This window comes from Sphingosinicella sp. BN140058 (assembly GCF_004135585.1).
Classification (GTDB): Bacteria; Pseudomonadota; Alphaproteobacteria; order Sphingomonadales; family Sphingomonadaceae; genus Allosphingosinicella.
Map to the genome: position 1 here is coordinate 5,279,786 of NZ_CP035501.1, position 23,768 is coordinate 5,303,553.

22 protein-coding genes and 1 tRNA gene are annotated in these 23,768 nt (G+C 67.3%); 16 read left to right on the forward strand and 7 right to left on the reverse strand.

Translation table 11 applies throughout. The annotated features are described in order from the left end of the window. Positions 1 to 84 precede the first annotated feature (84 nt). From ETR14_RS23975 to ETR14_RS23985, 3 genes are all read left to right on the forward strand, one after another. Positions 85 to 474 carry an RcnB family protein gene (locus ETR14_RS23975; protein ID WP_129390000.1) on the forward strand — a complete coding sequence of 130 codons (390 nt, stop codon included), beginning with the start codon at positions 85 to 87 and terminating at the stop codon, positions 472 to 474. Between the two features lie 78 nt (positions 475 to 552). Further along, positions 553 to 1,272 (forward strand): response regulator, encoded by a 720-nt coding sequence (locus ETR14_RS23980; protein ID WP_129390003.1) that lies wholly within the window; start codon positions 553 to 555, stop codon positions 1,270 to 1,272. Positions 1,273 to 1,304: 32 nt separating this feature from the next. Further along, positions 1,305 to 2,615: an ATP-binding protein gene (locus ETR14_RS23985; protein ID WP_129392335.1), complete on the forward strand. Its 1,311-nt coding sequence runs from the start codon at positions 1,305 to 1,307 to the stop codon at positions 2,613 to 2,615. Here the strand turns inward: ETR14_RS23985 and ETR14_RS23990 are convergent. Further along, entirely contained in the window at positions 2,612 to 3,544 is a 933-nt protein-coding gene (locus tag ETR14_RS23990; protein WP_129390007.1) for an aldo/keto reductase family protein, read from the reverse strand. The genes ETR14_RS23985 and ETR14_RS23990 overlap by 4 nt on opposite strands. A 112-nt stretch (positions 3,545 to 3,656) precedes the next feature. On the opposite strand from ETR14_RS23990, the gene ETR14_RS23995 reads away from it, so the two are divergent. From ETR14_RS23995 to addB, 10 genes are all read left to right on the forward strand, one after another. Continuing rightward, a tRNA-Leu gene (locus tag ETR14_RS23995) sits at positions 3,657 to 3,741 on the forward strand. 59 nt (positions 3,742 to 3,800) lie between these two features. Further along, on the forward strand, positions 3,801 to 5,441 hold the full coding sequence (gene tig, locus ETR14_RS24000; protein ID WP_129390010.1) for a trigger factor: 1,641 nt from the start codon (positions 3,801 to 3,803) through the stop codon (positions 5,439 to 5,441). 154 nt (positions 5,442 to 5,595) lie between these two features. Then, positions 5,596 to 6,519 (forward strand): glycosyltransferase family 2 protein, encoded by a 924-nt coding sequence (locus ETR14_RS24005; protein WP_243455665.1) that lies wholly within the window; start codon positions 5,596 to 5,598, stop codon positions 6,517 to 6,519. Positions 6,520 to 6,656: 137 nt separating this feature from the next. Then, positions 6,657 to 7,304 carry an ATP-dependent Clp endopeptidase proteolytic subunit ClpP gene (gene clpP, locus ETR14_RS24010; protein ID WP_106515254.1) on the forward strand — a complete coding sequence of 216 codons (648 nt, stop codon included), beginning with the start codon at positions 6,657 to 6,659 and terminating at the stop codon, positions 7,302 to 7,304. A gap of 233 nt (positions 7,305 to 7,537) precedes the next feature. Further along, the gene (gene clpX / locus ETR14_RS24015) at positions 7,538 to 8,794 is read left to right on the forward strand and encodes an ATP-dependent Clp protease ATP-binding subunit ClpX (RefSeq protein WP_129390016.1); all 1,257 of its coding nucleotides are present in this window, start codon (positions 7,538 to 7,540) and stop codon (positions 8,792 to 8,794) included. Between the two features lie 157 nt (positions 8,795 to 8,951). Then, positions 8,952 to 11,306, forward strand: a complete 2,355-nt coding sequence (locus ETR14_RS24020; RefSeq protein ID WP_129392338.1) for a PAS domain-containing sensor histidine kinase — start codon at positions 8,952 to 8,954, stop codon at positions 11,304 to 11,306. Continuing rightward, positions 11,303 to 11,743 carry a tRNA (adenosine(37)-N6)-threonylcarbamoyltransferase complex ATPase subunit type 1 TsaE gene (gene tsaE / locus ETR14_RS24025; RefSeq protein ID WP_129390019.1) on the forward strand — a complete coding sequence of 147 codons (441 nt, stop codon included), beginning with the start codon at positions 11,303 to 11,305 and terminating at the stop codon, positions 11,741 to 11,743. Before ETR14_RS24020 ends, tsaE begins: the two co-directional genes overlap by 4 nt. Further along, a complete protein-coding gene (locus ETR14_RS24030) occupies positions 11,728 to 12,726 on the forward strand; it encodes an aminoglycoside phosphotransferase family protein (RefSeq protein WP_371416730.1) in 999 nt (332 codons plus the stop codon). The genes tsaE and ETR14_RS24030 overlap by 16 nt, the downstream gene beginning before the upstream one ends. A gap of 2 nt (positions 12,727 to 12,728) precedes the next feature. Then, entirely contained in the window at positions 12,729 to 13,487 is a 759-nt protein-coding gene (locus tag ETR14_RS24035) for a nucleotidyltransferase family protein (RefSeq protein ID WP_371416837.1), read from the forward strand. Between the two features lie 15 nt (positions 13,488 to 13,502). Beyond that, complete coding sequence (addB, locus tag ETR14_RS24040; protein ID WP_129390026.1) at positions 13,503 to 16,484, forward strand: double-strand break repair protein AddB; 2,982 nt, start codon at positions 13,503 to 13,505, stop codon at positions 16,482 to 16,484. 157 nt (positions 16,485 to 16,641) lie between these two features. Here the strand turns inward: addB and ETR14_RS24045 are convergent, their stop codons facing one another. From ETR14_RS24045 to ETR14_RS24055, 3 genes are all read right to left on the reverse strand, one after another. Continuing rightward, a complete protein-coding gene (locus tag ETR14_RS24045; RefSeq protein ID WP_129390029.1) occupies positions 16,642 to 18,606 on the reverse strand; it encodes a prolyl oligopeptidase family serine peptidase in 1,965 nt (654 codons plus the stop codon). Positions 18,607 to 18,918: 312 nt separating this feature from the next. Further along, positions 18,919 to 19,224 carry a glycine zipper 2TM domain-containing protein gene (locus ETR14_RS24050; protein ID WP_129390032.1) on the reverse strand — a complete coding sequence of 102 codons (306 nt, stop codon included), beginning with the start codon at positions 19,222 to 19,224 and terminating at the stop codon, positions 18,919 to 18,921. 87 nt (positions 19,225 to 19,311) lie between these two features. Further along, on the reverse strand, positions 19,312 to 19,506 hold the full coding sequence (locus tag ETR14_RS24055; RefSeq protein ID WP_129390034.1) for a hypothetical protein: 195 nt from the start codon (positions 19,504 to 19,506) through the stop codon (positions 19,312 to 19,314). A 117-nt stretch (positions 19,507 to 19,623) separates the two neighbouring features. Here ETR14_RS24055 and ETR14_RS24060 point away from each other — a divergent pair, with 117 nt between their 5' ends. The 3 genes from ETR14_RS24060 to ETR14_RS24070 all read left to right on the forward strand — a co-directional run bounded on the left by ETR14_RS24060 (position 19,624) and on the right by ETR14_RS24070 (position 20,869). Then, a complete protein-coding gene (locus ETR14_RS24060) occupies positions 19,624 to 20,220 on the forward strand; it encodes an NADPH-dependent FMN reductase (RefSeq protein ID WP_129390037.1) in 597 nt (198 codons plus the stop codon). A gap of 101 nt (positions 20,221 to 20,321) precedes the next feature. Then, positions 20,322 to 20,501 carry a hypothetical protein gene (locus ETR14_RS24065; protein ID WP_129390040.1) on the forward strand — a complete coding sequence of 60 codons (180 nt, stop codon included), beginning with the start codon at positions 20,322 to 20,324 and terminating at the stop codon, positions 20,499 to 20,501. Between the two features lie 38 nt (positions 20,502 to 20,539). Further along, positions 20,540 to 20,869, forward strand: coding sequence for a YciI family protein (locus ETR14_RS24070; protein WP_129390043.1), 330 nt, complete (start codon positions 20,540 to 20,542; stop codon positions 20,867 to 20,869). A 58-nt stretch (positions 20,870 to 20,927) separates the two neighbouring features. Here ETR14_RS24070 and ETR14_RS24075 read toward each other — a convergent pair whose 3' ends face one another. The 3 genes from ETR14_RS24075 to ETR14_RS24085 all read right to left on the reverse strand — a co-directional run bounded on the left by ETR14_RS24075 (position 20,928) and on the right by ETR14_RS24085 (position 23,543). Next, the gene (locus ETR14_RS24075; protein WP_129392343.1) at positions 20,928 to 21,980 is read right to left on the reverse strand and encodes an NAD(P)-dependent alcohol dehydrogenase; all 1,053 of its coding nucleotides are present in this window, start codon (positions 21,978 to 21,980) and stop codon (positions 20,928 to 20,930) included. A gap of 217 nt (positions 21,981 to 22,197) precedes the next feature. Beyond that, positions 22,198 to 22,773 carry a hypothetical protein gene (locus tag ETR14_RS24080; protein WP_129390046.1) on the reverse strand — a complete coding sequence of 192 codons (576 nt, stop codon included), beginning with the start codon at positions 22,771 to 22,773 and terminating at the stop codon, positions 22,198 to 22,200. A 215-nt stretch (positions 22,774 to 22,988) separates the two neighbouring features. Beyond that, positions 22,989 to 23,543: a hypothetical protein gene (locus ETR14_RS24085; RefSeq protein ID WP_129390049.1), complete on the reverse strand. Its 555-nt coding sequence runs from the start codon at positions 23,541 to 23,543 to the stop codon at positions 22,989 to 22,991. Positions 23,544 to 23,768: the final 225 nt, after the last annotated feature.

Genomic DNA, 23,768 nt, shown 5'->3' on the forward strand with positions numbered 1-23,768 from the left:
CGGCGCCGCCTCGACAAAGCTGAGCGACCGGCGGGCTCCAGATATGTCTCAACGCCGGATGACGGCGCATCAAGGAGACAAATCGTGAAGACCCTCAAGACACTCGTTCTCGCCACCGTCGCGGCATCCGTCGTCGCAATTCCCGTCGCCGCCGAGGCGGCGCCTTATGGTCGCCGCGACAATGGCCGGATCGAGCGGATCGAGACCAAACGTGTCGTCCAGCGCGACAACGGCCGCAAGGTGGTCAAGGTGAAGCAGGTTCGCCGCGACGACCGCGTCGGCACCCGCAGCTTCCGCAAGGGCGAGCGTTTCGACAGCCGCTATGCGCGCAACTACCGGGTGATCAACAATCCGCGTGCCTACCGGCTCTACGACGCGCCGCGCGGCTATCGCTGGGTCCAGTCGAACAATGATGCGGTGCTGGTCGCGATCACCAGCGGCATCATCGGCGCGGTGCTCGGCAACGCCTTCTGAGGCGGAACATCGAAAGGCTTCGGGACGGGAACGTCCCGGGGCCTTCGCCTTTTTGGGTGTGAGCGATAAGGGAGGACCATGGCAAACGAGCCCCACATCCTGCTGGTCGACGACGAGCGCGACATACGCGATCCGCTGGCGGCTTATCTCGGCCGCAACGGCTACCGGGTCACCAAGGCCGAGAATGCCGCTGCCGCGCGGCAGGTGCTGGCGGCGCATGCGATCGATCTCATCCTCCTCGACGTCATGATGCCGGGAGAGGATGGGCTGTCGCTGACCGGCTTCGTCCGCGCGACGATCGGCACACCGGTGATCCTGCTCACCGCCAAGGTGGAGGAGACCGACCGCATCGTCGGGCTCGAGCTCGGCGCGGATGATTACGTCACCAAGCCGTTCAGCCCGCGCGAACTCGCCGCCCGGATCAAGGCGGTGCTTCGCCGCAGCGACGGCAGCGGCAAGGCGGTCCATGCGCCCGATGCGACCGGCTACGCCTTCGGACCCTGGGTGCTGAAGACCGGGGAGCGGGAGCTGGTCGACCAAGACAATGTCGCGGTGCCGCTCTCGACCGGCGAGTTCAATCTCCTGCTGGCCTTCGTCACCCATCCCAAAAGAGTGCTCACCCGCGATCAGCTGCTGGACCTCAGCCAGGGCCGAGAGCTGGCGGCGTTTGAACGCAGCATCGACAATCATATCAGTCGCTTACGCCGGAAAGTTGAGGAGGATCCTACGGATCCGAAGTTGATCAAGACGGTCTGGGGCGGCGGCTATACGCTCGCCGCCGACGTCCGCCGGCTGTGAGGCGCTTCCTCCCCAAGAGCCTGCTCGGGCAAATGGCATTGCTGATCGGCGCCGCGTTGCTCGTCGCCCAATTGGTCAACTTCGCACTCATTCTCAACGAGCGTCAGAAACTTAGCCTCGCGCAAAATCAAGGGCCTGCGATTACTCGCTATGCTGCAGTCGCAAGTGATTTGCACCAGGCGCCAGCGGAATTCCGGTTCGCGGTGCTGGAGGATGCCTCGCGCCGCGGCGCCCGCTTCGAGGTCGGGCGGGAGAGCGCGGTTGCGGAAGACGCCGGCCGCGACGCCGCGATCGAGGCGCGTCTGACCCAGACGCTCTCCGGCAACGGCGTTCCCGCGCCCGAGGTGCGCGCGCAGATACGCGGCGAGCCGCTCGACGGCACCAGACGGGCGCGGGGCGGGCGCGGCGCCGGCGGCCCCGTGCTGCTCCTTTCGGCGCGCTATGGCGAGCAGTGGCTGAACGGGCGGCTGCTGACACCGCGTCCCGATCCGTGGCTGACCCATCGTCTCGGCGCCGCGACCCTGGCGCTCTACCTGATCGTGCTCGGCGCGACATTGTTCGTTGCGATGCGCCTCGCGCGTCCGCTCCGGGACCTCGCTCGCGCCGCCGAAGGCTTTGCCGGCCGCGGCACGCCGGAAGCGGTCGCGCCACGCGGCCCGGCCGACCTTCGCCGGGCAATTGAAGCGTTCAACGCGATGAACGATCGCGTCGTCGCCCTGCTCGACGAAAAGGATCGGATGCTGGGTGCGATCGGCCACGACCTGCGCACCCCGCTCGCCTCCCTCCGGATTCGCGCGGAGAGCATGGAGCCCGAGACCGAGCGCCGCCGGATCGCCGCCACCATCGACGAGATGACCGCCATGCTGGAGGACATCCTGGTCCTTGCCCGCTCCGGTCGTGACCGGGAGGAGGCGCGGGCGATGGACGTCACCGCGCTGGTCGATGCCCTGGTCGAGGAGTTCCGGGAACTCGGCGAGGATGTCGAGATGGAGGAGGGGGCGCGGCAGGTGCTGACCATTCGCCCCAATCTCCTCCGGCGCGCGGTTCGCAACCTGATCGAGAATGCGGTGAAATATGGCGGGGCGGCACGGCTTGACGTGCGATCGGCCGACGGGAAGGTACGGATCGAAGTGCGGGACCGGGGCCCGGGCATTCCGGAAACGCGGGTCGACGACGTACTTCAGCCCTTTGCCCGCATCGAGGAATCCCGCAACCGCGAGACCGGCGGAAGTGGGCTCGGCCTGGCCATCGCCAAGGCGGCCGCCGAGAGTCACGGCGGCACTCTGCAGCTGCGCAATGCGGCGGAGGGTGGGTTGATCGCCGCTCTGGTGCTTCCCGCCTAGGCTAGGACCGTCTCCGCTGCGGTGAACAAGGCGGGGTCCACGTTCGCGCCCGACGCCGCAGCATCTTCGGCGAGCTGGTCGGGCCGCGAGGCGCCGACGATCGCCGAGGCCACGTTGGGCTCGCGGAGCACCCAGGCGAGGGCGAATTGCGCGAGGCTGAGCCCGGCCTCGGCCGCGAGCGATTTCAGCCTTTGGACCCGCCCGAGGACATCGTCCGTGAGGAAGCGGTCGATCCAGCCGCCCATCTCGGCGCTGGTCGCCCGGCTCCCCGCGGGCGGCGGCGCGCCCGGCGCGTATTTGCCGGTGAGGACCCCTTGCGCGAGCGGCGACCAGACGATCTGCGAAATGCCATTCTCACGGGAGAGGGGGATCACCTCCTCCTCCGGCGCACGCCACAGCATCGAATATTGCGGCTGGCTGGACACAAAATGTTCGACGCCCGCCATCTCGGCCGCGGCGAGAATGCGGTCCGCCGGCCACTCGGAGAAGCCGAGATACCGAACCTTGCCCGAACGCACCGCCCGCGTAAGGGCTCCCATCGTTTCCTCGAGCGGTGTCTCGTCGTCGTAGCGGTGGCATTGATACAGATCGATCACATCGACCTGGAGCCTCCGCAGGGACGCGTCCAGCTGCTTCTCGATCTGCGCCGCCGATAGGCCGCGGTCGCGGTCGCTCATCGGGAAGTAGACCTTGGTCGCGAGTACGTAGCTATCGCGGCTGCGGGTCTTCAGCGTCTCTCCGAGGAATTCCTCGGCGGCGCCGCGTCCGTAGACGTTGGCGGTGTCGATGAAGTTGATGCCGAGGTCGAACGCGGCATCGACGACCGTTCTGGCGCGATCCGCTTCGACGCCGACGCCGAAGGTCAGCCAGGAGCCGAGCGAGATTTCCGAGACCCGAAGATCGCTGGAGCCGAGTTGACGATATAGCATGATGAACCTCCGCTGCGCTGCAAAAGCGCGATCATGCCCTTCGTTCCGCGGGTTCCATTGCGCTTGCCCCTTTTGCCCGGCCTGTTATAGAGCCCCGCGACCGGCGGCCGAAGCGGGCGTGGCGGAACTGGTAGACGCGCTGGATTTAGGTTCCAGTATCGCAAGATGTGGGGGTTCGAGTCCCTTCGCCCGCACCAGCCGCCGTGGCCCGCTCTTGGCGTGGCCGCCTTATCCCGAGACGAGAAGAAGAGCGGAAATGCAGACTGTCGAGACGTTGAACGAGGGCCTGAAGCGCGCCTACCGGATCACCATCCCGAGCTCCGAGATCGACGCCCGTGTCGACGGCGAGCTGAAGAAGGTCGCTCCTCAGATCCGCATGCCCGGTTTCCGTCCCGGCAAGGTCCCGGCCAATCTCGTCCGCAAGATGCACGGCCCGGCGCTTCAGCAGGAAGCGCTCAACACCGCCGTTCAGGAAGGCGTTCAGCAGCTCCTCACCGAGCAGAAATTGCGTCCGGCGATGCAGCCGGCGGTCGAGCTCGAGGAAGGCGGCCCCGGCCAGGATGCTGTGGTCCGCGTCGAGCTCGAAACTCTCCCGGACGTGCCCGAGCCGCAGATCGAGGGCCTGACCCTCGAGCGGCTGACCGTCGAGCCGACCGACGCCGAGGTCGACGAGGCGCTGGAGCGGATGGCACAGGGCCAGAAGAGCTACGATCCCGCTCCGGAAGGCCATGAGGCCGCCACTGGCGATCTGGTCGTCATCGACTATGTCGGCAAGGTTGCCGGCAAGGCGTTCGAAGGCGGCACCGGCGACGCGATGCGCGTCGAGCTCGGTTCGGGCCGGCTCATCCCCGGCTTCGAGGATCAGCTGGTCGGCGTCAAGGCCGGCGACGAGCGCACGCTCAACGTCACCTTCCCGGACGATTATCCGGCCGAGAACCTCAAGGGCAAGGACGCGACCTTCGACGTCAAGGTCACGGAAGTTCAACTGCCCCGCGAAGGCGGCGTCGACGACGAATTCGCCAAGGCGATGGGTCTCGAGAGCCTCGAACAGCTGCGCGGCCTGCTCAAGGGGCAGATCGAGCAGGAACTGAATGGCCTCACCCGCACCCACATGAAGCGCAAGCTGCTCGACCGTCTGGCGGAATCGCACAGCTTCGAGGTCCCGCCGTCGATGGTCGAGGCCGAGTTCAGCCAGATCTGGCAGCAGCTCGAGCATGAGGCGAGCCACGAAGAGGATCCGGCCGCCGCGCTGGCCGAGATCGAAGCGGAGCGCGAGGATTACCGCGCGATTGCCGAGCGCCGCGTGCGCCTAGGTCTGCTCCTGTCGGAGATCGGCACTCGCAACAACGTTCAGGTCAACCAGAACGAGATGAACCAGCTGATCATGCAGGCGGCGCAGCAATATCGCCCCGAAGATCGTCAGCGTTTCGTCGAATATGTGCGCAACGAGCCGATGGCCGCCGCCCAGCTGCGCGCGCCCCTGTTCGAGGACAAGGTCGTGGACTTCCTCTTCTCCAAGGCGGAAGTGACCGATCGCGCCGTCAGCCGCGAAGAGCTGCAGGCCGAGATCGAATCGACCGAGACCGGCACCGGCGGTCACGTGCACGGCCCCGACTGCAACCACGATCATGATCATGATCATGATCATGCCGAGGGCAAGCCGAAGAAGAAGGCCGCCAAGAAGGCCAAGTCTGCCGAAGCGGCTCCGTCGGAAGAGGCCCCCGCCGCAGAGGCGCCGGCAGCCGAAGCGCCTGCGGCCGAGGACAAGCCCGCCAAGAAGCCGCGCGCCAAGAAGGCCGCCCCCGCCGAGGACGCCGCTCCGGCTGCCGAAGTGAGCGCCGACGAGGGTGCGGCCGAAGCCAAGCCCGCCAAGAAGAGCCGCGCCAAGAAGGCCTGAGGCCCATTGCCCTCCTCCGTGCCGCGCGGAGGAGGGCTCCTCACTGCCAAAGGCGTCGCGCATGCTGGTTGTCGATCGAAGCCGGTCTGTCCTAAGCAGGGCCGGAGCCGACACGGACTCCGGCGACGCGGGGATGCTCTTGCCTCACTCGACCATGCGCATCGCGGTGCTGCTTCCCTGCTACAACGAGGAAGCGGCGATCGCCCAGACCGTTGCCGGCTTCCGAGCCGCGCTGCCGGGCGCGGCGGTGTACGTCTACGACAATAACAGCCTGGATCGCACGCGCGAGGTCGCGGCCGCTGCCGGCGCAATCGTCCGCACCGAGCGCATGCAGGGCAAGGGCCATGTCGTCCGCCGGATGTTCGCCGACATCGAGGCCGATATCTACGTGATGGCCGACGGCGACTCGACCTACGACGCCGCCGCCGCCCCCGAACTCGTCCGCCGCCTCGTCGACGAACAGCTCGACATGGTGGTCGGCGCCCGCCGTTCCGCCGTCGAGGAAGCCTATCGGCGCGGCCACCGGCTCGGAAACCGGCTGTTCACCGGGCTGCTCGCAAGCCTGTTCGGCCGCAGCTTTACCGACATCTTCTCGGGCTACCGGGTCTTCTCCCGCCGCTTCGTCAAATCCTTTCCGGCGCTCGCTCGCGGCTTCGAGACGGAGACCGAGATCAGCGTCCACGCACTCGAACTCGCCATGCCGGTCGGCGAGATCGTCACCGATTACGGTGCGCGGCCGGAAGGGTCGCAGTCGAAACTCTCGACCTACCGCGACGGCTGGCGGATCATGAAGACGATCCTCCATCTCTTCCGGATCGAGCGTCCGGTGCTGTTCTACGGCGGCTTCGCTCTGTTCCTCGCCGCGGTCGGCATCATTCTCGGCATTCCGCTCGCGATCACCTATGCCAAGACCGGGCTGGTGCCACGCTTTCCGACCGCGATCCTGATCACTGGCCTGATGATCGTCGCGGCGCTGAGCTTCGCGGTCGGGCTCATCCTCGACACGGTCGTCCGCGGACGCCGCGAGAACCGTCGGCTCTTCTATCTGAGCTTCCCGGGGCCCGGCGCGGAACGCTGACCCGGCGCCAGTCCGCTCCGATCCGGACCGGCCTCCTTTTGCGATCGCCGGCGCCGGGGCGTACGGGGAGGGGTTGAACACGCCGGACTTTGCTCCGATGTTGGCCGCATCCAATCAAAGCAGGATTCCCGACACCCATGGATCACCCAGACATCGTCAACGCCCTCGTGCCCATCGTCATCGAGCAATCGAACCGGGGCGAGCGCAGCTTCGACATCTATTCGCGCCTGTTGCGCGAGCGGATCGTCTTCGTGACGGGCCAGGTGGAGGATCATATGGCGACGCTGATCACGGCGCAGCTGCTCTACCTCGAATCGGAGAATCCGAAGAAGGACATCTTCATGTACATCAACTCGCCGGGCGGGGTCGTCACGGCCGGCATGGCGATCCACGACACCATGCAATATATCCGGCCGCGCGTCGGCACCGTGTGCATGGGTCAGGCCGCGTCGATGGGCGCCTTCCTTCTCGCCGCCGGCGAGCCGGGTATGCGCGTGGCGCTCACCAACGCCCGCATCATGGTTCACCAGCCTTCGGGCGGCGCTCAGGGGCAGGCCACCGACATCGAAATCCAGGCGAAAGAAATCCTGCGTATCCGGCATCGCATGAACGAGCTGATGGCCAAGTTCACGGGCCAGACGCTCGAGGCGATCGAGAGTGCGGTGGAACGCGACAAGTTCTTCAGCGCTGCCGAAGCCAAGGATTTCGGATTGGTCGACGAAGTGTTCGAGAAGCGCCCCGCGCCGGGTGAGGGCGACACCACCCACCAGGCCGAGGCTGCGTGATTCCATTCTCTCCCCCGGTTCGCCGGGGGAGGGCCCTGATGCCGGGACGGGGAGCTCCCGGAAATTCGCTTCGGCCGGAACCAGAAACCGGCCGGCGCACTCCCCAGGGTTCCTCCCGGGCCGCGGGCGTGGCACGGGCGGGACGTTAATCTATAGGCCATTGTGACTGTGGCATAATGCAGTCTACTGTGGCCCCGTGGCAGAGGGCGCATCAGGCGCCCGATAGGAAGACTATGACGAAGCTTAGTGGCAGCGACTCCAAGAGCACCCTCTATTGCTCCTTCTGCGGCAAATCGCAGCATGAGGTGCGCAAGCTCATCGCTGGCCCCACCGTGTTCATCTGCGACGAGTGCGTCGAGCTGTGCAACGACATCATCCGCGAGGAGACCAAGTCCTCGCTGGTCAAGACTCGCGACGGCGTTCCGACTCCGCTGGAGATCTGCAAGCATCTCGACGATTACGTGATCGGCCAGAGCCACGCGAAGCGCGTCCTCTCGGTTGCCGTCCACAACCATTACAAGCGCCTCGCCCACGGCTCGAAGAATGGTGAGGTCGAGCTTTCTAAGTCGAACATCCTGCTCGTGGGTCCCACCGGCTGCGGCAAGACCTTGCTTGCGCAGACGCTGGCAAGGCTGCTCGACGTGCCGTTCACCATGGCCGATGCGACCACGCTCACCGAGGCGGGCTATGTCGGCGAGGACGTCGAGAACATCATCCTGAAGCTGCTTCAGGCGTCGGACTACAATGTCGAGCGCGCCCAGCGCGGCATCGTCTATATCGACGAGATCGACAAGATCAGCCGCAAGTCGGACAATCCGTCGATCACCCGCGACGTCTCGGGCGAAGGCGTGCAGCAGGCGTTGCTCAAGCTGATGGAAGGCACCACCGCCTCGGTCCCGCCGCAGGGCGGGCGCAAGCATCCGCAGCAGGAGTTCCTGCAGGTCGACACGACCAACATCCTGTTCATCTGCGGCGGTGCCTTTGCGGGCCTCGAGAAGATCATCGCCGACCGTCTGCAGGGCAAGTCGATCGGCTTCGGCGCCTATGTCGCAGCGCCGGAAGAGCGCCGCACCGGCGAGATCCTGCGTCAGGGCGAACCGGACGATCTGCTGAAGTTCGGCCTCATCCCGGAATTCGTCGGCCGCCTGCCGGTGATCGCGACCCTGGAGGATCTCGACGAGGTCGCCCTGGTCAAGATCCTGAAGGAGCCGAAGAACGCCCTGGTCAAGCAATATGCCAAGCTGTTCGACATGGAGGACGTCAAACTGTCCTTCACCGACGAGGCGCTGGTGTCGGTCGCCAAGAAGGCGATCGAGCGCAAGACCGGCGCGCGCGGTCTGCGCTCGATCCTCGAGAACATCCTGCTCGACACGATGTTCGACCTGCCCTCGATGGACGGCGTCGACGAAGTGCTGATCGACAAGGATGTGGTCGACGGCCGCAAGGAGCCGGTGCGGATCTACGCCAAGAAGGCCGAAGACGCCGCCTGATCTTTCACCAGGTTGGAACAACGAAAGGCGCGTGCCGCAAGGTGCGCGCCTTTTGCGTTGGCGCGTGCCCGCTTGGCCGTCCCGCTTTGGAGCCGCTGCAAGGGCTGCAGAGAGGCTGCTTCCGCATCCCCGCGCTTGCGGCTAGACAGTCGGCGTGGTGACGCTTCCTACCCCGGCCGCAGTGCTGCTCGCGCTCTTCTGCGGCGCATGGCTGACGCTCGCCGTGTGGTTCTCGCTGCGCGCGGCTCGGCGGGCCAATTTCGCGGCCGGGCTAACCGTGCAGGCGGATCGCGCCGGCGCGCTGCTTGCCGCATCGCCGGCGATGCCGCTGATCGCCGACGCCAACGGGCGCGCGGAAGCGTCGACCCGGCTCGCCCACGCGCTCGGCCTCGATGCGCCGCCCGCCCGGCTTGCCGATCTGGCGCGCGAGAATGCCGGGCTGGAAGCGGCCGCGGCCGATCTGCTCGCCGAACGTGTTCGCGAGGCGGCGCTCACCGGGGCCAGTTTCTCGCTGGCGGTGCGGGCACATGGATCTGCGCGGGTGTTCCAGGTGCGGGGCGGTCCGGCACCCGCTCCGGCACCCGCCGGCTCCGTGCTGCTCTGGTTCATCGACGCCACCGAGGCGGAGGAGCAGATCGGGGCGTTGCGCGAACGCGCCGACCGTCTGGCAAGCGCGCTCGACGCGCTGGCCGGCCTCATCGAGGCTGCGCCCTTCCCGATGTGGCATCGCGGCCCCGATCTGCGCCTGGCGATGGTCAATGGCGCCTACGTGCGCGCGGTCGAGGCGGAGAATGCGGCAAGCGTGACGAGCGGCGGCATCGAGCTGATCGACGACAGCGAAGGCAGCGCGGTGCGTCAGGCGCATATGGTGCGGGAGAGCGGGGTCCCGTCGGCGAGGACGGTGCCGGCGACCATCGCCGGCGAGCGGCGAATGATGCGGGTTGTCGAGGTGCCGCTCGGCCACACGGGGGTCGCCGGCTATGCGATCGACGTCGAGGATCGCGAACAGGCGCGGGCCGATCTCGCCCGCTTCGTCAGCGCGCAGCGCGACATGCTCGACCGGCTGTCGGCGGGCGTCGCCCAGTTCGGCCGCGACCGCAGCCTGATCTTCTTCAACCAGCCCTTCGCGCGCTTGTTCTCGCTCCGGGCCGAGCAACTGGCCGACGGCCCCGAATTCAACCGGCTGCTCGACGGCATGCGGGAGGCCGGCAACCTGCCCGAGGTGCGCGATTATCCCGAGTGGAAGCGCGACCGGGGGCGCTGGTTTACAGAGACGCTCCATGCCGAGGAAGAGGATTGGCTGCTGCCCGGCGGCCGGCATCTGCGCGTCGTCGCGCAGCCGCTGCCCGATGGCGGCCTGCTGCTGATCTTCGAGGACCGGACCGAACAGCTTCAGCTCGCCTCCGCCCGCGACACCCTGCTGCGGGTGCGTACCGCGACGTTCGACAATCTGTTCGAGGCAGTCGGCGTGTTCGCGTCCGACGGGCGCCTCCATCTTTGGAACAACCGCTTCCGCGAGCTGTGGCAGTTCGAGGAGGAGCAGCTTGCCGCCCATCCGCGAATCGACGCGCTCACCACCCATATCGGCCGCAAGCTCAAGAATGCCGCGCACGCCAGCCTGGTGCGGGAGTTGGTGCGCAGCGCCACGGTGGAGCGCAAGCAGCGCGGCGGACGGGTGTCGTTCCTCGACGGCCGCGAGTTCGAGTTCGCGGCGGTGCCGCTGCCCGACGGCAATGCGCTCTTCACGATGCTCGACGTCACCGCCAGTCGCACCGTCGAGGCGGCGCTGCGCGAGCGCACCTCGGCGCTCGAGGAAGCGGACCGGCTGAAGACCGCCTTCGTCTCCAACATGAGCTACGAATTGCGCACGCCGCTGACCTCGATCGGCGGCTTCGCCGAGATGCTCGCAGGCGGCTATGCCGGCGAGCTGCCGCTCACGGCGATGGACTATGTCGGCGCGATCCTCGAGTCGGTCGCTCGGCTCGGTGCGCTGATCGACGACGTGCTCGATCTGACCCAGAGCGATACCGGCAGCCTTCTGCTCGCCGAGGACGATGTCGACATCGCCACCATGTGCAAGGATGCGGCGGAGATGTTCCGCGATTCGGTGGGGCGCAAGGGCATCGAATTCGCGGTCAGGATCGAGGGTCATGCCGGGCGTGTGACGGGGGATCGCCGCCGCCTCCGCCAGGCGCTCGAAAACGTGCTCAAGAACGCCTTCGCCTATACCGGCGAGGGCGGCCGGGTTCTCCTGCATGCCGGGGGCAGCCGTTCGGTGGCGGAGATCACCGTGTCCGACAATGGCCGCGGCATTCCCGCCTCCGAGCAGACCCGCGTGTTCGATCGCTTCAACCGTGCCACCGGTCCCGCATCGGGCGAGGAGTCCGCGCTTGGCCTCGGCCTGCCGCTCGCCAAGCAGTTCATCGAGGCGCATGGCGGCCGCATCGATCTCGTCTCAGAGCCGGGCTCGGGCACGACCGTCACCTTCCGGCTGCCGCGGAAACCGATATGATCCGGCTCGAAGGGCCGGAGGCGACGGAACGGCTCGGCACCCGTCTTGCACGCAGCCTGCGGCCCGGTGACGTCGTCGCGCTGTACGGTGATCTCGGCGCCGGCAAGACCACCTTCGCCCGCGGAGTTTTGTACGGCCTTGGCTTCGAGGGCGACGTCGCCAGCCCGACCTTCCCGATCGTGCTGCCCTACGACGACCTGACGCTCCCGATCTGGCACGTCGATCTGTACCGGATCGACGATACGCAGGAGCTGGAGGAACTGGCGCTCGACGAAGCGCTCGACGGCGGCGCCCTGCTGATCGAATGGCCCGAGCGGATGGGCGACCTTTTGTGGCGCCACGCGCTTAGGCTGAGCCTGGCGCGGGACGGGGAGGGCGCACGCGCCTTGACAGCCGAACTGCCCCCGGCTTGGGAAACGCGATGGCCGCCCCGATGATTCCGCCCGCTTCCGCCCCCGATTTCCTTGCGAAGCATGGCTGGGGGGGCGCCGAGATTCGGCCGCTTGCCGGCGATGCCAGCTTCCGCCGCTATTTCCGTGTCCACCGCGGCGACGAGACGGCGGTGTTGATGGATGCGCCGCCGGAGCATGAAGATATCGGACCTTTCCTGCGCGTCGCGGGGCATCTGCTCGATCGCGGCTTCGCGCCGCCGCGGCCGCTCGGCATCGATCGCGAGCAGGGACTGCTCCTGCTCGAGGATTTCGGCGATGCCCGGGTCGGCCCCTATCTCCAGCGCGATCCCGCCCGCGAAGGCGACATCTATCGGTCCGCGGTGGCGATCCTTGCGCGGCTCGGCAGCCAGCCGGCGCCGACCGACATCCCGCCCTATGACGATGCCGCGATGAGCCGCGAGGTGCAGCTCTTCCCGGAATGGTACGCGCCCGCGCTCGGGTTCTCTGTCGACGAGGAGGGCTATCTCGCCGCCTGGCGCGAAGCCTGGGCCGACGTGCTGCGGGTCGCTACCAACGATCCCGTGCTGGTGCTGCGCGACTACCATGCCGACAATCTGATGGTGCGCCCCGGCCTGACCGAGCTCGGCCTGCTCGACTTCCAGGACGCGCTTGCCGGCCACCCCGCCTACGATCTCGTTTCCCTGCTGCAGGACGCCCGCCGCGAGGTGCCCCAGTCCCTGGAGGAGGCGATGCTTTCGGAATATTGCAGCCTCGCCCAGGTCGCCGATCCGGCGCTGTTCCGCGCCCATTACGAAGTGCTCGGCGCCCAGCGGAACACCAAGATCCTCGGCATCTTCACCCGGCTTTGGAAGCGGGACGCCAAGCCGCTCTATCTCTCGCTGCAGCCCCGGGTCTGGGGGTATCTCGAGCGCAACCTCGCACACCCGGCGCTGGCGCCGGTACGTGCCTGGTTCGATGCCAACGTGCCCGCAGACAAGCGCGCGGACGCCTGGAGGGAATATCCGTGAGCCTGACCCGCAAGACGCTGGCGCTTCGTCCCGATCCGGCGGCGCAGGTTCCCGAGGTGGCGATGGTGATGGCGGCGGGGCTCGGCAAGCGGATGCGGCCGCTGACCGCGACTCGCCCAAAGCCCTTGATCGAAGTCGCCGGCAAGCCGCTGATCGACCATTGCATGGACCGCCTCCGCGCCGCCGGCGTGCACAAGGCCGTGGTCAACGTCCATTATCTCGCCGATTCGCTCGAAGCGCATCTGGTGCACCGCATCCCAGACATCGAGATCGTGATTTCGGACGAGCGGGCACAATTGCTCGAGACCGGCGGCGGGCTGATCCATGCCTTGCCGCTGATCGATGCCGATCCATTCTTCGTGATCAATTCGGACAATCTCTGGATCGACGGTCCGATCGATTCGCTGCGCCTGCTGGCGGCGAGCTGGGACGAGGACCGGATGGACGCGCTGCTGCTGCTGGTGCCGTTCGCCCGCGCCTACTGCCATCCCGGCCGCGGCGATTTCCACATGGCGGCGGACGGCCAGCTGCGCCGCCGCAAGCCGGGCACGGTCGCGCCGTTCGTCTTCACCGGCGTGCAGATCGTCTCGAAACGCCTGCTCGAGGGCGAGCATCCGGAAGGGCCCTTTTCGACCAACCTTTTCTGGAACCGGGCGATCGAGGCGGGCCGGCTGTTCGGCCTCGCCCATGAAGGTCTGTGGTTCGATGTCGGCGCACCGGCCAATATCCGCAAGACCGAGGACATGCTGCAGGGTGGCTGAGCCTTCCCAAGCGGCATGCCGCGCCGCTACGCTCGCCCGGTGACCTTCGAGACCCGCCCTGCCGTCTACACCATTCCGCCCCATCGCGCCTTCGCCGACGCGCTCGCCGCAGGCCTGATCGCCCAGCATGGCGGCGGTGAGCTCGGCCTCGCCCACGGCATCGTCCTCGTCCCCAACAACCGGGCGGGGCGGGCGATCTCGGAGGCGTTCGTGCGCCGCTCGGAGCCCGGCGGCCTGCTGCTTCCGCGGCTGATCCCGGTCGGCGATCCCGAGCTCGACGAGCGCATCGGCGGTGCGCTCGATCCGGTGGGGGAGGGCGACCCCATCCCGCCGGCGATCGATCCGGTCGAGCGATTGTTCCTGCTTGCCCGGCTGATCGAGCGCCAGATGGCGGACGTCGACGCGGCGGAGGCCCTCCGGCTTGCCGAGGATCTCGCCCGCACACTCGACCAGTTGCTGGTCGAGGAGGTCGATCCGGCGCGGCTGCGCGAATTCGCGGCCGATCTGCCCGATCTGTCGATCCACTGGCAGACCTCGCTGGCGCGGCTGACCGTGATCCTCGATCAATGGCCGCGCGAGCTCGCCGCCCGCGGCCGCATCGATCTTGCTGACCGGCGCAACCGGTTGCTTCGCGCGGTGGCGCGACGCTGGCGCGCTGACCCGCCGCGCGGCTTCGTCTGCGCCGCCGGCATCACCACCAGCGCGCCGGCCATCGCCGGCCTGCTGCGCACCGTGGCGCGGCTACCGCAGGGGAGCGTCGTCCTGCCCGGCTTCGATCTCGCCATGCCGCAGGCGGAGTGGGACGCGCTCGGGCCGCATGAACCGGACGCGGTGACCGGCCGGCGGCGCCCATCGATCGAGACTCATCCCCAATATCACCTCAAATTGCTGCTCGACCGGATGGGCGTCGGCCGCGGCGAGATCGAACGGTGGCGGTGGGGCGGCGGGCGCGATGCGCCGGCGGTGCGAAGCCGTGCGATCACCAACGCCATGGCCCCCGCCGCCTTCACCTCCAAATGGCAGGTGCTGGCGCCGGCCGACCGCCGGCTGTCGGGCGTGCGCGCGCTCGAGTTGGCCGACCCGGCCGAGGAGGCGCAGACGATCGCGCTGGCCTTGCGCGAGGCGCTCGAGGAGCCGGGCCGGACGGCGGCCCTGGTCACGCCGGACCGGGTGCTCGCACGCCGCGTCTCCGCCCACCTCGAGCGCTGGGAGATTGAGGCCGACGACAGCGCCGGGCGGCCGCTGTCGCAAACCGCGCCGGGGACCCTGCTGATCGCGCTCGCCGCGGCGGCGGCCGAACACTTCGCGCCGGTGCCGCTGCTCGCGCTGCTCAAGCACCCGCTGGTTCGCCAGGGGGAGACGCGGCTCGCCTGGCTGGACGGCGCACGCATGCTCGATCTGGCGCTGCGCGGCCCCCGGCCGCCGGCCGGGCTTGCCGGCATCCACGAGCATCTGTCGGACTGGAGTGGCCGCGACCGTGATCTTCGCAAGGCCGCGCTCGCCTGGTGGAAAGACGCATCGCCGCTGCTCGCGCCGCTCGAACAGGCCTTCCGCACGGAACGGGCGCAGGTGGCCGGGCTGCTCGCGACCCTGCGCGAAGCCGCATCGGCGCTGACCGGCGATGCGGCCTGGGCCGGCCCGGCCGGCCGCGCCGCAGCGGAGCTGCTCACCGCCGTCGAGCCGGCCTCCGCCCACGGCCCAAGCCATGCCGCGCCGTCAACCTTGCCGGCGATCATCGAGCAATTGATGACGGCGGTCGCGGTTCGGCCGCCTTATGGCCAGCATCCGCGCATCGCCATCTTGGGTCTGCTCGAGGCGCGGCTGCAGCAGGCCGACCTGATGATCCTCGCCGGCCTCAACGAGGGCACCTGGCCGCAGCTGCCGACCCCCGATCCGTGGCTGGCGCCGCGGCTGCGCAGCGAACTCGGCCTGCCCAGCCTCGAACGCCGGATCGGCCTGTCCGGCCACGATTTCGCCTGCGCCCTCGGCGGGCGGCAAGTGCTGATCACCCGCGCCCGGCGCGACTCGCGTGCGCCCGCGGTCGCCTCGCGTTTCTGGCTGCGGCTCGAAGCGATGACCGGCGGCCTGACCCGATCACCGCTGCACAAGAAGTGGGCACAGGCGCTCGATCGTCCGACCACCTATTCTCCGGCAGAGCGGCCGGCGCCGGCGCCGCGGCCCGAGGACCGCCCGCGAAGCATCTCGGTTACCGAAGTCGATCGCCTCAAGGCCGATCCCTTCGCTTTCTATGCCCGCCGGATGCTCCGGCTCTCCGCCCTCGACATGCCCGACGCCGATCCCGGTGCCGCCTGGCGCGGCACCGCCGTCCATGCGGTGCTCGAACGATGGATGAAGGAGGATGATTGCGATCCTGCCAAGCTGCGGCCGCGGGCCGAACAGCTGCTGGCCGACAGCAATGCCCATCCGCTGATGCGCGCCCTCTGGCAGCCGCGTCTCCTAGAAGCGATCGACTGGATCGCCGCGCAAGTCGCCGAGAACGAAGCCAAGGGCCGCGTGCCGCTGCGCGCCGAGGCCTGGGGCGAGACCGACCGGATCGCCGGCGTCCGCCTCCACGGCATGGCCGACCGCATCGACCGCCTTGCCGACGGCAGCCTCGCGATCGTCGATTACAAGACCGGCACTCCGCCCGGTCCCAAGGCGGTGGGGGAGGGCTATTCGATGCAGCTCGGCTTGCTCGGGCTGATCGCGGAACATGGCGGCTTCGCCGATATCGAGGGCGTGCCGGCCTGCTTCGAATATTGGTCGCTCGCCAAGAAGGCAGGCACGCTCGGCTATGTCGCGAGCCCCGTCGCCGGACGCAACGGCCTCGATCCGGCCGAATTCACCACCATCGCCGCCCGCAACTTCATCGCTGCCGCCGAAGCCTGGCTCACCGGCGACGCGCCGTTCACTGCCAAGCTCCACCCGGAATATGCACCTTATGGCGACTATGACCAGCTGATGCGCCTCGACGAATGGTACGGGCGGGAGAGGTAATGCCACCCTCTCCTCTTCAGGGGAGAGGGCCGGGGAGAGGGGGAGTCGGGAGATTCACGGCGCAGCTCAGCGCGGGGTCGGACTCTGCCCCTCTCCCGGCCTCTCCCCTGAAGGGGAGAGGAGGGCGCAGGTCAACGAGGTCTCCGAACCCCCTCCGTCAGCGCTGCGCGCTGCCACCTCCCCGTTCCGGGGAGGATCCGAACAACTTCCGTAAGAAGACGGTTTCGACCTCCCGGCGCAGATCGTTGTTCGGCTTTTTCTGGAAGCCGTGCCCTTCGTCCGCGAACAGCACGTACCAGGTCTCGACGCCGCCGGCGCGAAGGCGGTCGACGACCTGATCCGACTCTGATTGCGGAACGCGCGGATCGTTGGCGCCCTGCATCACCAGCATCGGTTTCCGGATCGCGCCGACATTGGCGAGCGGCGAGATCCGCTCCAGCACCGCACGCATCGCCGGGTCACGCTCGTCGCCATATTCGGCGCGGCGATTGTCGCGGCGATAGGCCTCGGTATTCTGCAGGAACGAGATCCAGTTGCTGATCCCGTAGCGCTCGACGCTGCCGACCAGGCGGTCGCTATAATGGGTCGACACCGCCAGCGACATGTAGCCGCCATAGGATTGGCCGTAGACCGCGACCCGGCCCGGATCGAGATCCGGCTGCTGCCCGATCCAGTCGAGCAGGGCGCCGATATCCTTGACGCTGTCCTCCCGCTTCGCCCCATTGTCGAGGTTGAGATAGGCCTTGCCGTAGCCCTCGCTGCCGCGGACGTTGGGCAGGATCACGGTCGCTCCGAGAAGATCTGCAAAATATTGCGCCCCGGGATTCCAGATCGGCCGGGTCTGCGATTCCGGCCCGCCGTGGATGTCGATGATTACCGGCGTACGGGTGTCCGCCGCCGCGTTCCGAGGACGGTAGACGAAGGCCGGCACGGACAAGCCGTCGAAGGAGCGGAAGCGGATCAGCCGCGGCTCGGCAAGCTGCGCCGGGTCGAGCCCGCCGAGCTCCGACTGCGTCCAGCGCGCCAGCTGCGCGCCCGCCACGTCCCAGGTCCAGGCGTCGCCAGCCGAGGTCGCATTGGTCAGGCTGATGCCGAGCCTCTTGCCGTCAGGCGAGAATTTGAGGCCGGTGAGCACGCCTTTCGGCAACTGCGGCTGGGGCAGGGCGCGTCGTGTCCGGAAATCCTGCACGACCAGTCGCGAGAAACCGTCCTCATTATAGGGATAGGCGAGGACGCGGCCGTCTTCGCTGAGATCGAACCGCTCCACCTCCCACTTCGATTCGCCTGACACCTGTATAGACTTGCCGGTGGCGAGATCGATCTCGACCAGACGCAGCACGTCGCTGCCCTGATCGGTGATCGCCAGGATCGCGGCACCGCCGCGAACGAAGCGTGGCTGCAGATAGCGGGCGGGCTCGGCGGCGGTGAAGGCGAGTTCGGTAGCCTGGCCCGTGGCGACATCGAGGATCGACAGCCGCATCTCGCGATTCGAGATCCCGCGGGTGAGGAGGATTTGCTTGCCGTCGGGCGAGATGTCCTCAGGCGAGATCGCGCCCTTGCCCTGATACGCGACCCGGCGGCTTGTCGGATCCGCGGGGTTCGCAACGAGGATCGCATAGTCGCTCGACCCTTTCACCGCCCGCGACCATGCGAGCAATTTGCCGTCCTTGCCGAGCACGGGCGACTGGTTGCGGGTGCCCGGTTCCGTCAGTTGCACCGGAGGGCCGGTCAGGCCCATCGCGTAGAGCTGGAACCATTCGTCACCGCCGGTGTCGCGTGAGACCAGGAAGCGCTCGCTGCCCGGGATTCGCCAGACTCCGCCGACAGGCTCCGAGAAAAAGGTCAGCTGGGTCCGCGCCGCGCCCGGAGCGAGGACGCGGTGGACCTGCCGGGTTGCGCCGAAGCGGGTGGTGATCAGCATCGATCCGTCGGGAAGCCAATCCTCGATCTCGGCCTCGCGGTAACTCTGGTAACGCTGCACCGCGTCCCGCACGTCGGCCGGTATCTCCGGAACGTTCTGCAGGGTGGCCGAGCCGACCTGGCGCGAGTCGACCCTGGCGATTTGCGCGAGGAGCGGGGAGGCGGCGGTGAGCAGCAGAGCGGCGAGGCAGGCAGTGCGCATGTCGATCCTTCGGCAGTGATGCCCGACCTTGCCGTCCCGCCGCCTGAAAATCGACCGTATTGACCGATAATACGGTCGATTCTCATGCACGACGGGTTCGCATCGGCACGCCGACGTGCCGAGCGTCATCGATCAGTCTCCGGCCTTCAAAGACGAGGCTTCTGCCCGGCAGCAAGAGAGTCGGCGGCACGGCGCGATGGCTCGCGGAAGAAAGGCGAGTTCGCTGCCGGCGGCACAGGTGGAACGTAGCAGGAACATGCGTGAAATGCAATGTCCTGCCGCTGCTCGAACGCGCCGCTGCTGGTGGCCGGCTCAGCGGCAGCGGCTGACGACGTTGCGCTGGACGTGGCGGCCGAGCAGGGCGCCGACGGCCGCGCCGAGGATGGTGCCCGTGGCACGGCTGCCGCGGCTGTCGATCTCGCGGCCGACGAGGGCACCCGCGGCACCGCCGACGACGAGGCCGGTGGTTCCGTTGGGCTTGCGGCAATAGGTCCGGCCATCGGAACCGCGCCAGGTCTGGCCATGATAGACGCCGGTGTCGCGCGCGAAGGCGGTGCTCGCCGGCAGCGCCGGGACGGTGAGGCTGGTGACTGCGAGGGCCAGGACGATCTTACGCATGGGATACTCCTCCGAGATGTTGAGGAGTGTTTAGTCCGCCGCCTTTGAGCCCTGCCTGAACCCGTCCGACAGGCGCGGTTCAGGCGATCAGCCCTCGTTCCGGTCGGTCTTGCCGCGGCGATTGGCGTAGAGCAAGGCGGCGACGATCGCGGCGGAACCGATGCCGATCGCCGCGCCCGTCACGATCTTCTTGTTACGGCTCTCGCCGGCGTCGCGGTCCGGCGACGCGGCGCCGGTCTGCTTTCCGGAACGGGTTTTGGTGCTCTTCGCTTTCTCGGCCATCGGACGTCTCCTTGCTTCAGCGCCTCCTAAAGGAGCAAGCGCGGCCTCGCCAAGCCGTCACTTTTCGTGGACAGCGCCGTTCCGCTCACGCATGCCCATGCAGAAAGGGGAGTGAGCATGAGCCGTCACCGTATCGCGATCATCGTCGGCAGCCTTCGCGCGGGCAGCCTCAACCGCAAGGTTGCGCAGTCGATCTGCGCCTTTGCCTCGGACACGCTGGACTGCGGGATCGTCGAGATTGCCGATCTGCCGCTCTACAACCAGGACAGCGACTCGGCGCCGCCGCCCGAATATGTGCGCTTTCGCGAGCGGATCGCGGCCGTCGACGGCATCCTGTTCTGCACGCCCGAATATAATCGCGGCGTTCCCGGCGTGCTCAAGAATGCGATCGACATCGGCTCGCGGCCTTATGGCCAGAGCGTGTGGGACAAGAAGCCGGCGGCGATCGTCAGCGTGTCTCCCGGAGCGATCGGCGGCTTCGGCGCCAATCATCAGCTGCGCCAGGCCTGCGTCTTTCTGAACATGCCGGTAATGCAGCAGCCGGAAGCCTATCTCGGCAACGTCACCGATGCCAGTTTCGGCGACGACAATTGCCTGAAGGACGGTCCGCTGAAGGATCTGGTCACGAACCTGGCGCACGCTTTCGCCGATTGGGTCGACGTGATCGTGCGCTCGCGGCGGCTGCTTGCCGAAGATCTCGCCCATCGCAGCTGAACTGGAGCGGCGAGCCGCATGCCCGCGGTGACCAGTCGAGCAGCCTTTGAGGATACGCACAGGCAACGGCTTCGTTGAGCAGTGTCGAAGGAGCAGATGCGATGACTGAGCCCCGTAACGATGACACGAACCCGGACGCGCAGAGCGCGCAACGGGACGATGCCGCCGCCAAGGTTGTCGGTCCCGGCGAGACGCCGTCGCCAAGCGCTGGCAGCGACGTGACCCCCCCGGACGTCGACGAAGCGCTCGACGTCGAGCATGTGCACGACCGCGCCAGCTGAGCTTGTTCGCAGCGGCCCGCTTGGTATAGCCTGGACCCATGCATTTCGTCGTCATCGGTAAGGACAAGGGCGCCGGCGAGGCGCGACTGCAGCATCGTGCCGCCCATCTCGAATTCGTCGCGGATGAGCAGAACAAGATCGTCTATGCCGGCCCGCTGATCGAGCAGGGCCGGATGATCGGCAGCCTGTTCGTCTTCGACGTGCCCGACCGCGGAACGCTCGACACCTATCTCGCCGCAGACCCTTATTTCGTCGGGGGTATTTTCGAGACGGTGGAGATTTACGAGAGCCGGAAGATGGTGCCCGAACAGACGCCCGGCTTCCTCAGGGAAGAAGCGGACAAGGCGCGCGCCGCGGCGCAGGTCTGAGTTCCGCCGCTTCGGCTTTGCGGCGCGGCACCACAGACGGGCGCCGCGCCGCGCCGGCTCACTCCTTGATCGACGCCATGTCGATGACGAAGCGATATTTGACGTCGCTCTTCAGCATCCGCTCGTAGGCGGTCTCGATCTGCTGGATGCGGATCGGCTCGATGTCGGAGACGATGTCGTGCTCGGCGCAGAAGTCGAGCATCTCCTGAGTCTCGGCGATGCCGCCGATCAGTGAGCCGGCGAGGCTGCGGCGGCGGAAGATGAGCAGTCCGACCGAGGGCGAGGGATGGGGCTCGGCGGGAACGCCGACCAGGGTCATGGTGCCCTCGCGCTTCAGCAATGCCAGGAACGCATCGAGATCGTGCGGCGCCGCGACCGTGTTGAGGATGAAATCGAAGCTGCCGGTATGCGCCTTCATCTCGGATCGCTCGCGCGACACGACCACCTCGTCGGCACCGAGCGCCTTGGCATCGTCGCGCTTGGAGGGCGATGTGGTGAAGGCGACGACATGGGCGCCGAGCGCCTTGGCGAGTTTGATGCCCATGTGGCCGAGGCCGCCGATCCCGACGATCCCGACCTTCTGTCCGGGGCCCACCTTCCAGTGGCGCAGCGGCGACCAGGTGGTGATGCCCGCGCAGAGCAGAGGCGCAACCGCGGCGAGCTGCTCGCGCTTGTGGCGGATCTTGAGGACGAACTCCTCGCGGACGACGATCTGGTCGGAATAGCCGCCATAGGTGTTGCCGCCGTCTTCCTGGGCCGGGCCGTTATAGGTGCCGGTGAAGCCTTTTTCGCAATATTGCTCGAGGCCTTCTTGGCAGGACGGGCAGGTGAGGCAGGAATCGACCATGCAGCCGACTCCGACGACGTCGCCGACCGCGAATTTGGTGACGTCCCCGCCGACCGCCGTAACGGTGCCGACGATTTCATGTCCAGGGACGCAGGGATAGATGGTGCCGCCCCATTCGCTGCGCGCGGTGTGAAGGTCCGAATGGCAGACGCCGCAATGCTCGATGGCGATGACGACGTCGTTGGCACGCGGATCGCGGCGCTCGAACGAGAAGGGCTCGAACGGGGTGGTGGCGGACTGGGCGGCATAAGCGCGGGTCGGGATCATGGGAAGCTCCTGTGGCCGGATTGCCGCGCGCTTAGCAGAGCAGGGGTGGGGGGGCGCAAGGGGCGGACGCCAAGGCGCTCCCGGCGTCACGGGGCACCCGCTTCATGGTCCGCCGCGCGAGGCGCCGTGCGACCCGCACCATGGCTGGCGCGGCCTCGATCCCGCTGGGCCGCGAATCGCTCCGGCGCCCCGCTCCACCGCATCGATGTTGTGCTCACTGCTCCGCAGTCGCACCTTCGAAGGTGGGCGGCAGTGCCTCATATCCCGAGCCGAGCAATGCCCTCACCTCGCCGGTCTGCGTTCTGCGGATGAAATCGATGATGCTCGTTCCGGAAAAGCGGATCGAAAGACAGGCGCGGTCGATCACGTGGAACTTGAACGAGCCGTCCGCCTCAGGGCGCCAGCACAGATACTCGCCGTTGATGCTGCGGCCGTAGAAGCGCAGATCTTCGAAAAAAGAGGCGACGTCACGGCTCTCGGCGTCATAGGGTTCGAGGCAATCGATGTCGCCAATCTCGATGCAATCGTCCCGGCATGCATCGATGAGCGAATGGACCTGGGCGCGGAGATGAACGCCACGAACGAGAAGGCCATCATTGCCGAACATGCTGAACGGCATTTCGATGACGAACAGACCGTTGGTCGTGCCGTACCCAAAAGTTTCCGCGAAGATCTTGTAGGATGCCGGAAAGGGGCCGATCTCCACCTCGGCAGCGGCGATTTCACTGGCGGACGCTGCGCGCGTGATGGTCAAGCTGTCGAAAAGCCGGGTGACGTCGTCGTCAGCCATCACAATGCCTTCTTCCGCTCCAATTCCGCTTAGCCCGCTCCCCAGCGGAGCGCATCTCGCAACCGGTGTCGCCCTATTCCGCTGCGGCAACCTCCATGGTCGGTCTGTCGCGTGAGACCACCTTGGCAGTGATTGTGTGCACTGTCACCGACATCCTTGCTGTCACCGACACCCGCACCGACACCCGAAATCCCGGTAGCCTGATCCAGGGCCATCTAGTCCCGCAGGGGCAGGCGCGTTGCAGCGAGCTCGTGGTCGATATCGTCTGCGATCGCAGCCGCATCTCTGTCGTCGCGCCGCGCCCGAAGCGCGTCGCGCTTCGCGATCATTGCGGCCCGCCGCTCGCCCTTCGGCAAGGCGGCGACCGCCGTGTAGGCCCGAACGGCCCTCACCCAGCGCGAGTCGTCCGAGGGCACGTCCTCGGATACGCGTGCGAAGGGGTAGCCGGCGAAAACCAGCTTCCCTGCCTTCTGTTCGAAAAACAGCAGCAGTTTCATGTCTCGCTCAAAAACGTAGCGCGTGCAGCCGCCGCGCAGCGCGTCTGGGTTCGGTTGCCTCAGTTCATTGGGATCGCTCCGCGTCAGAAATTCGCCGGATTTTGCCAGCCAGCCCCAAAGCTCCACCTGCTGTGGTAATTCGCTACCCTTGAGCAACATCGTCGGGCGGACGAGCACCAGGCCTGCCTGTCCCTCTCCCTCCGTCCGTTCACCGATCACTGTGCCGACCAGAATGGTATCGGCGCGTTCGACGAGCTCGAGGCTGGTCGGCACATGATAACTTCGCACGACCGAGCAGGCCGATGCCGGTGTCGGCGTGAAGCAGAGGAGCGCAATTGCGAGGTACAGCGATCGCATCCGGGCTACTTGGCCAATCTGTCTGCGCTGTTCAACAGAGCTCTTTCGACGTGGGAGTGCTGCCGAGCTTCCCCTCGCTTCTCGAGCCTCGCCGGCGGCGGCGCAACCTGGCCCTCCGGTCGTTCTGGAGGTTCATGGGTC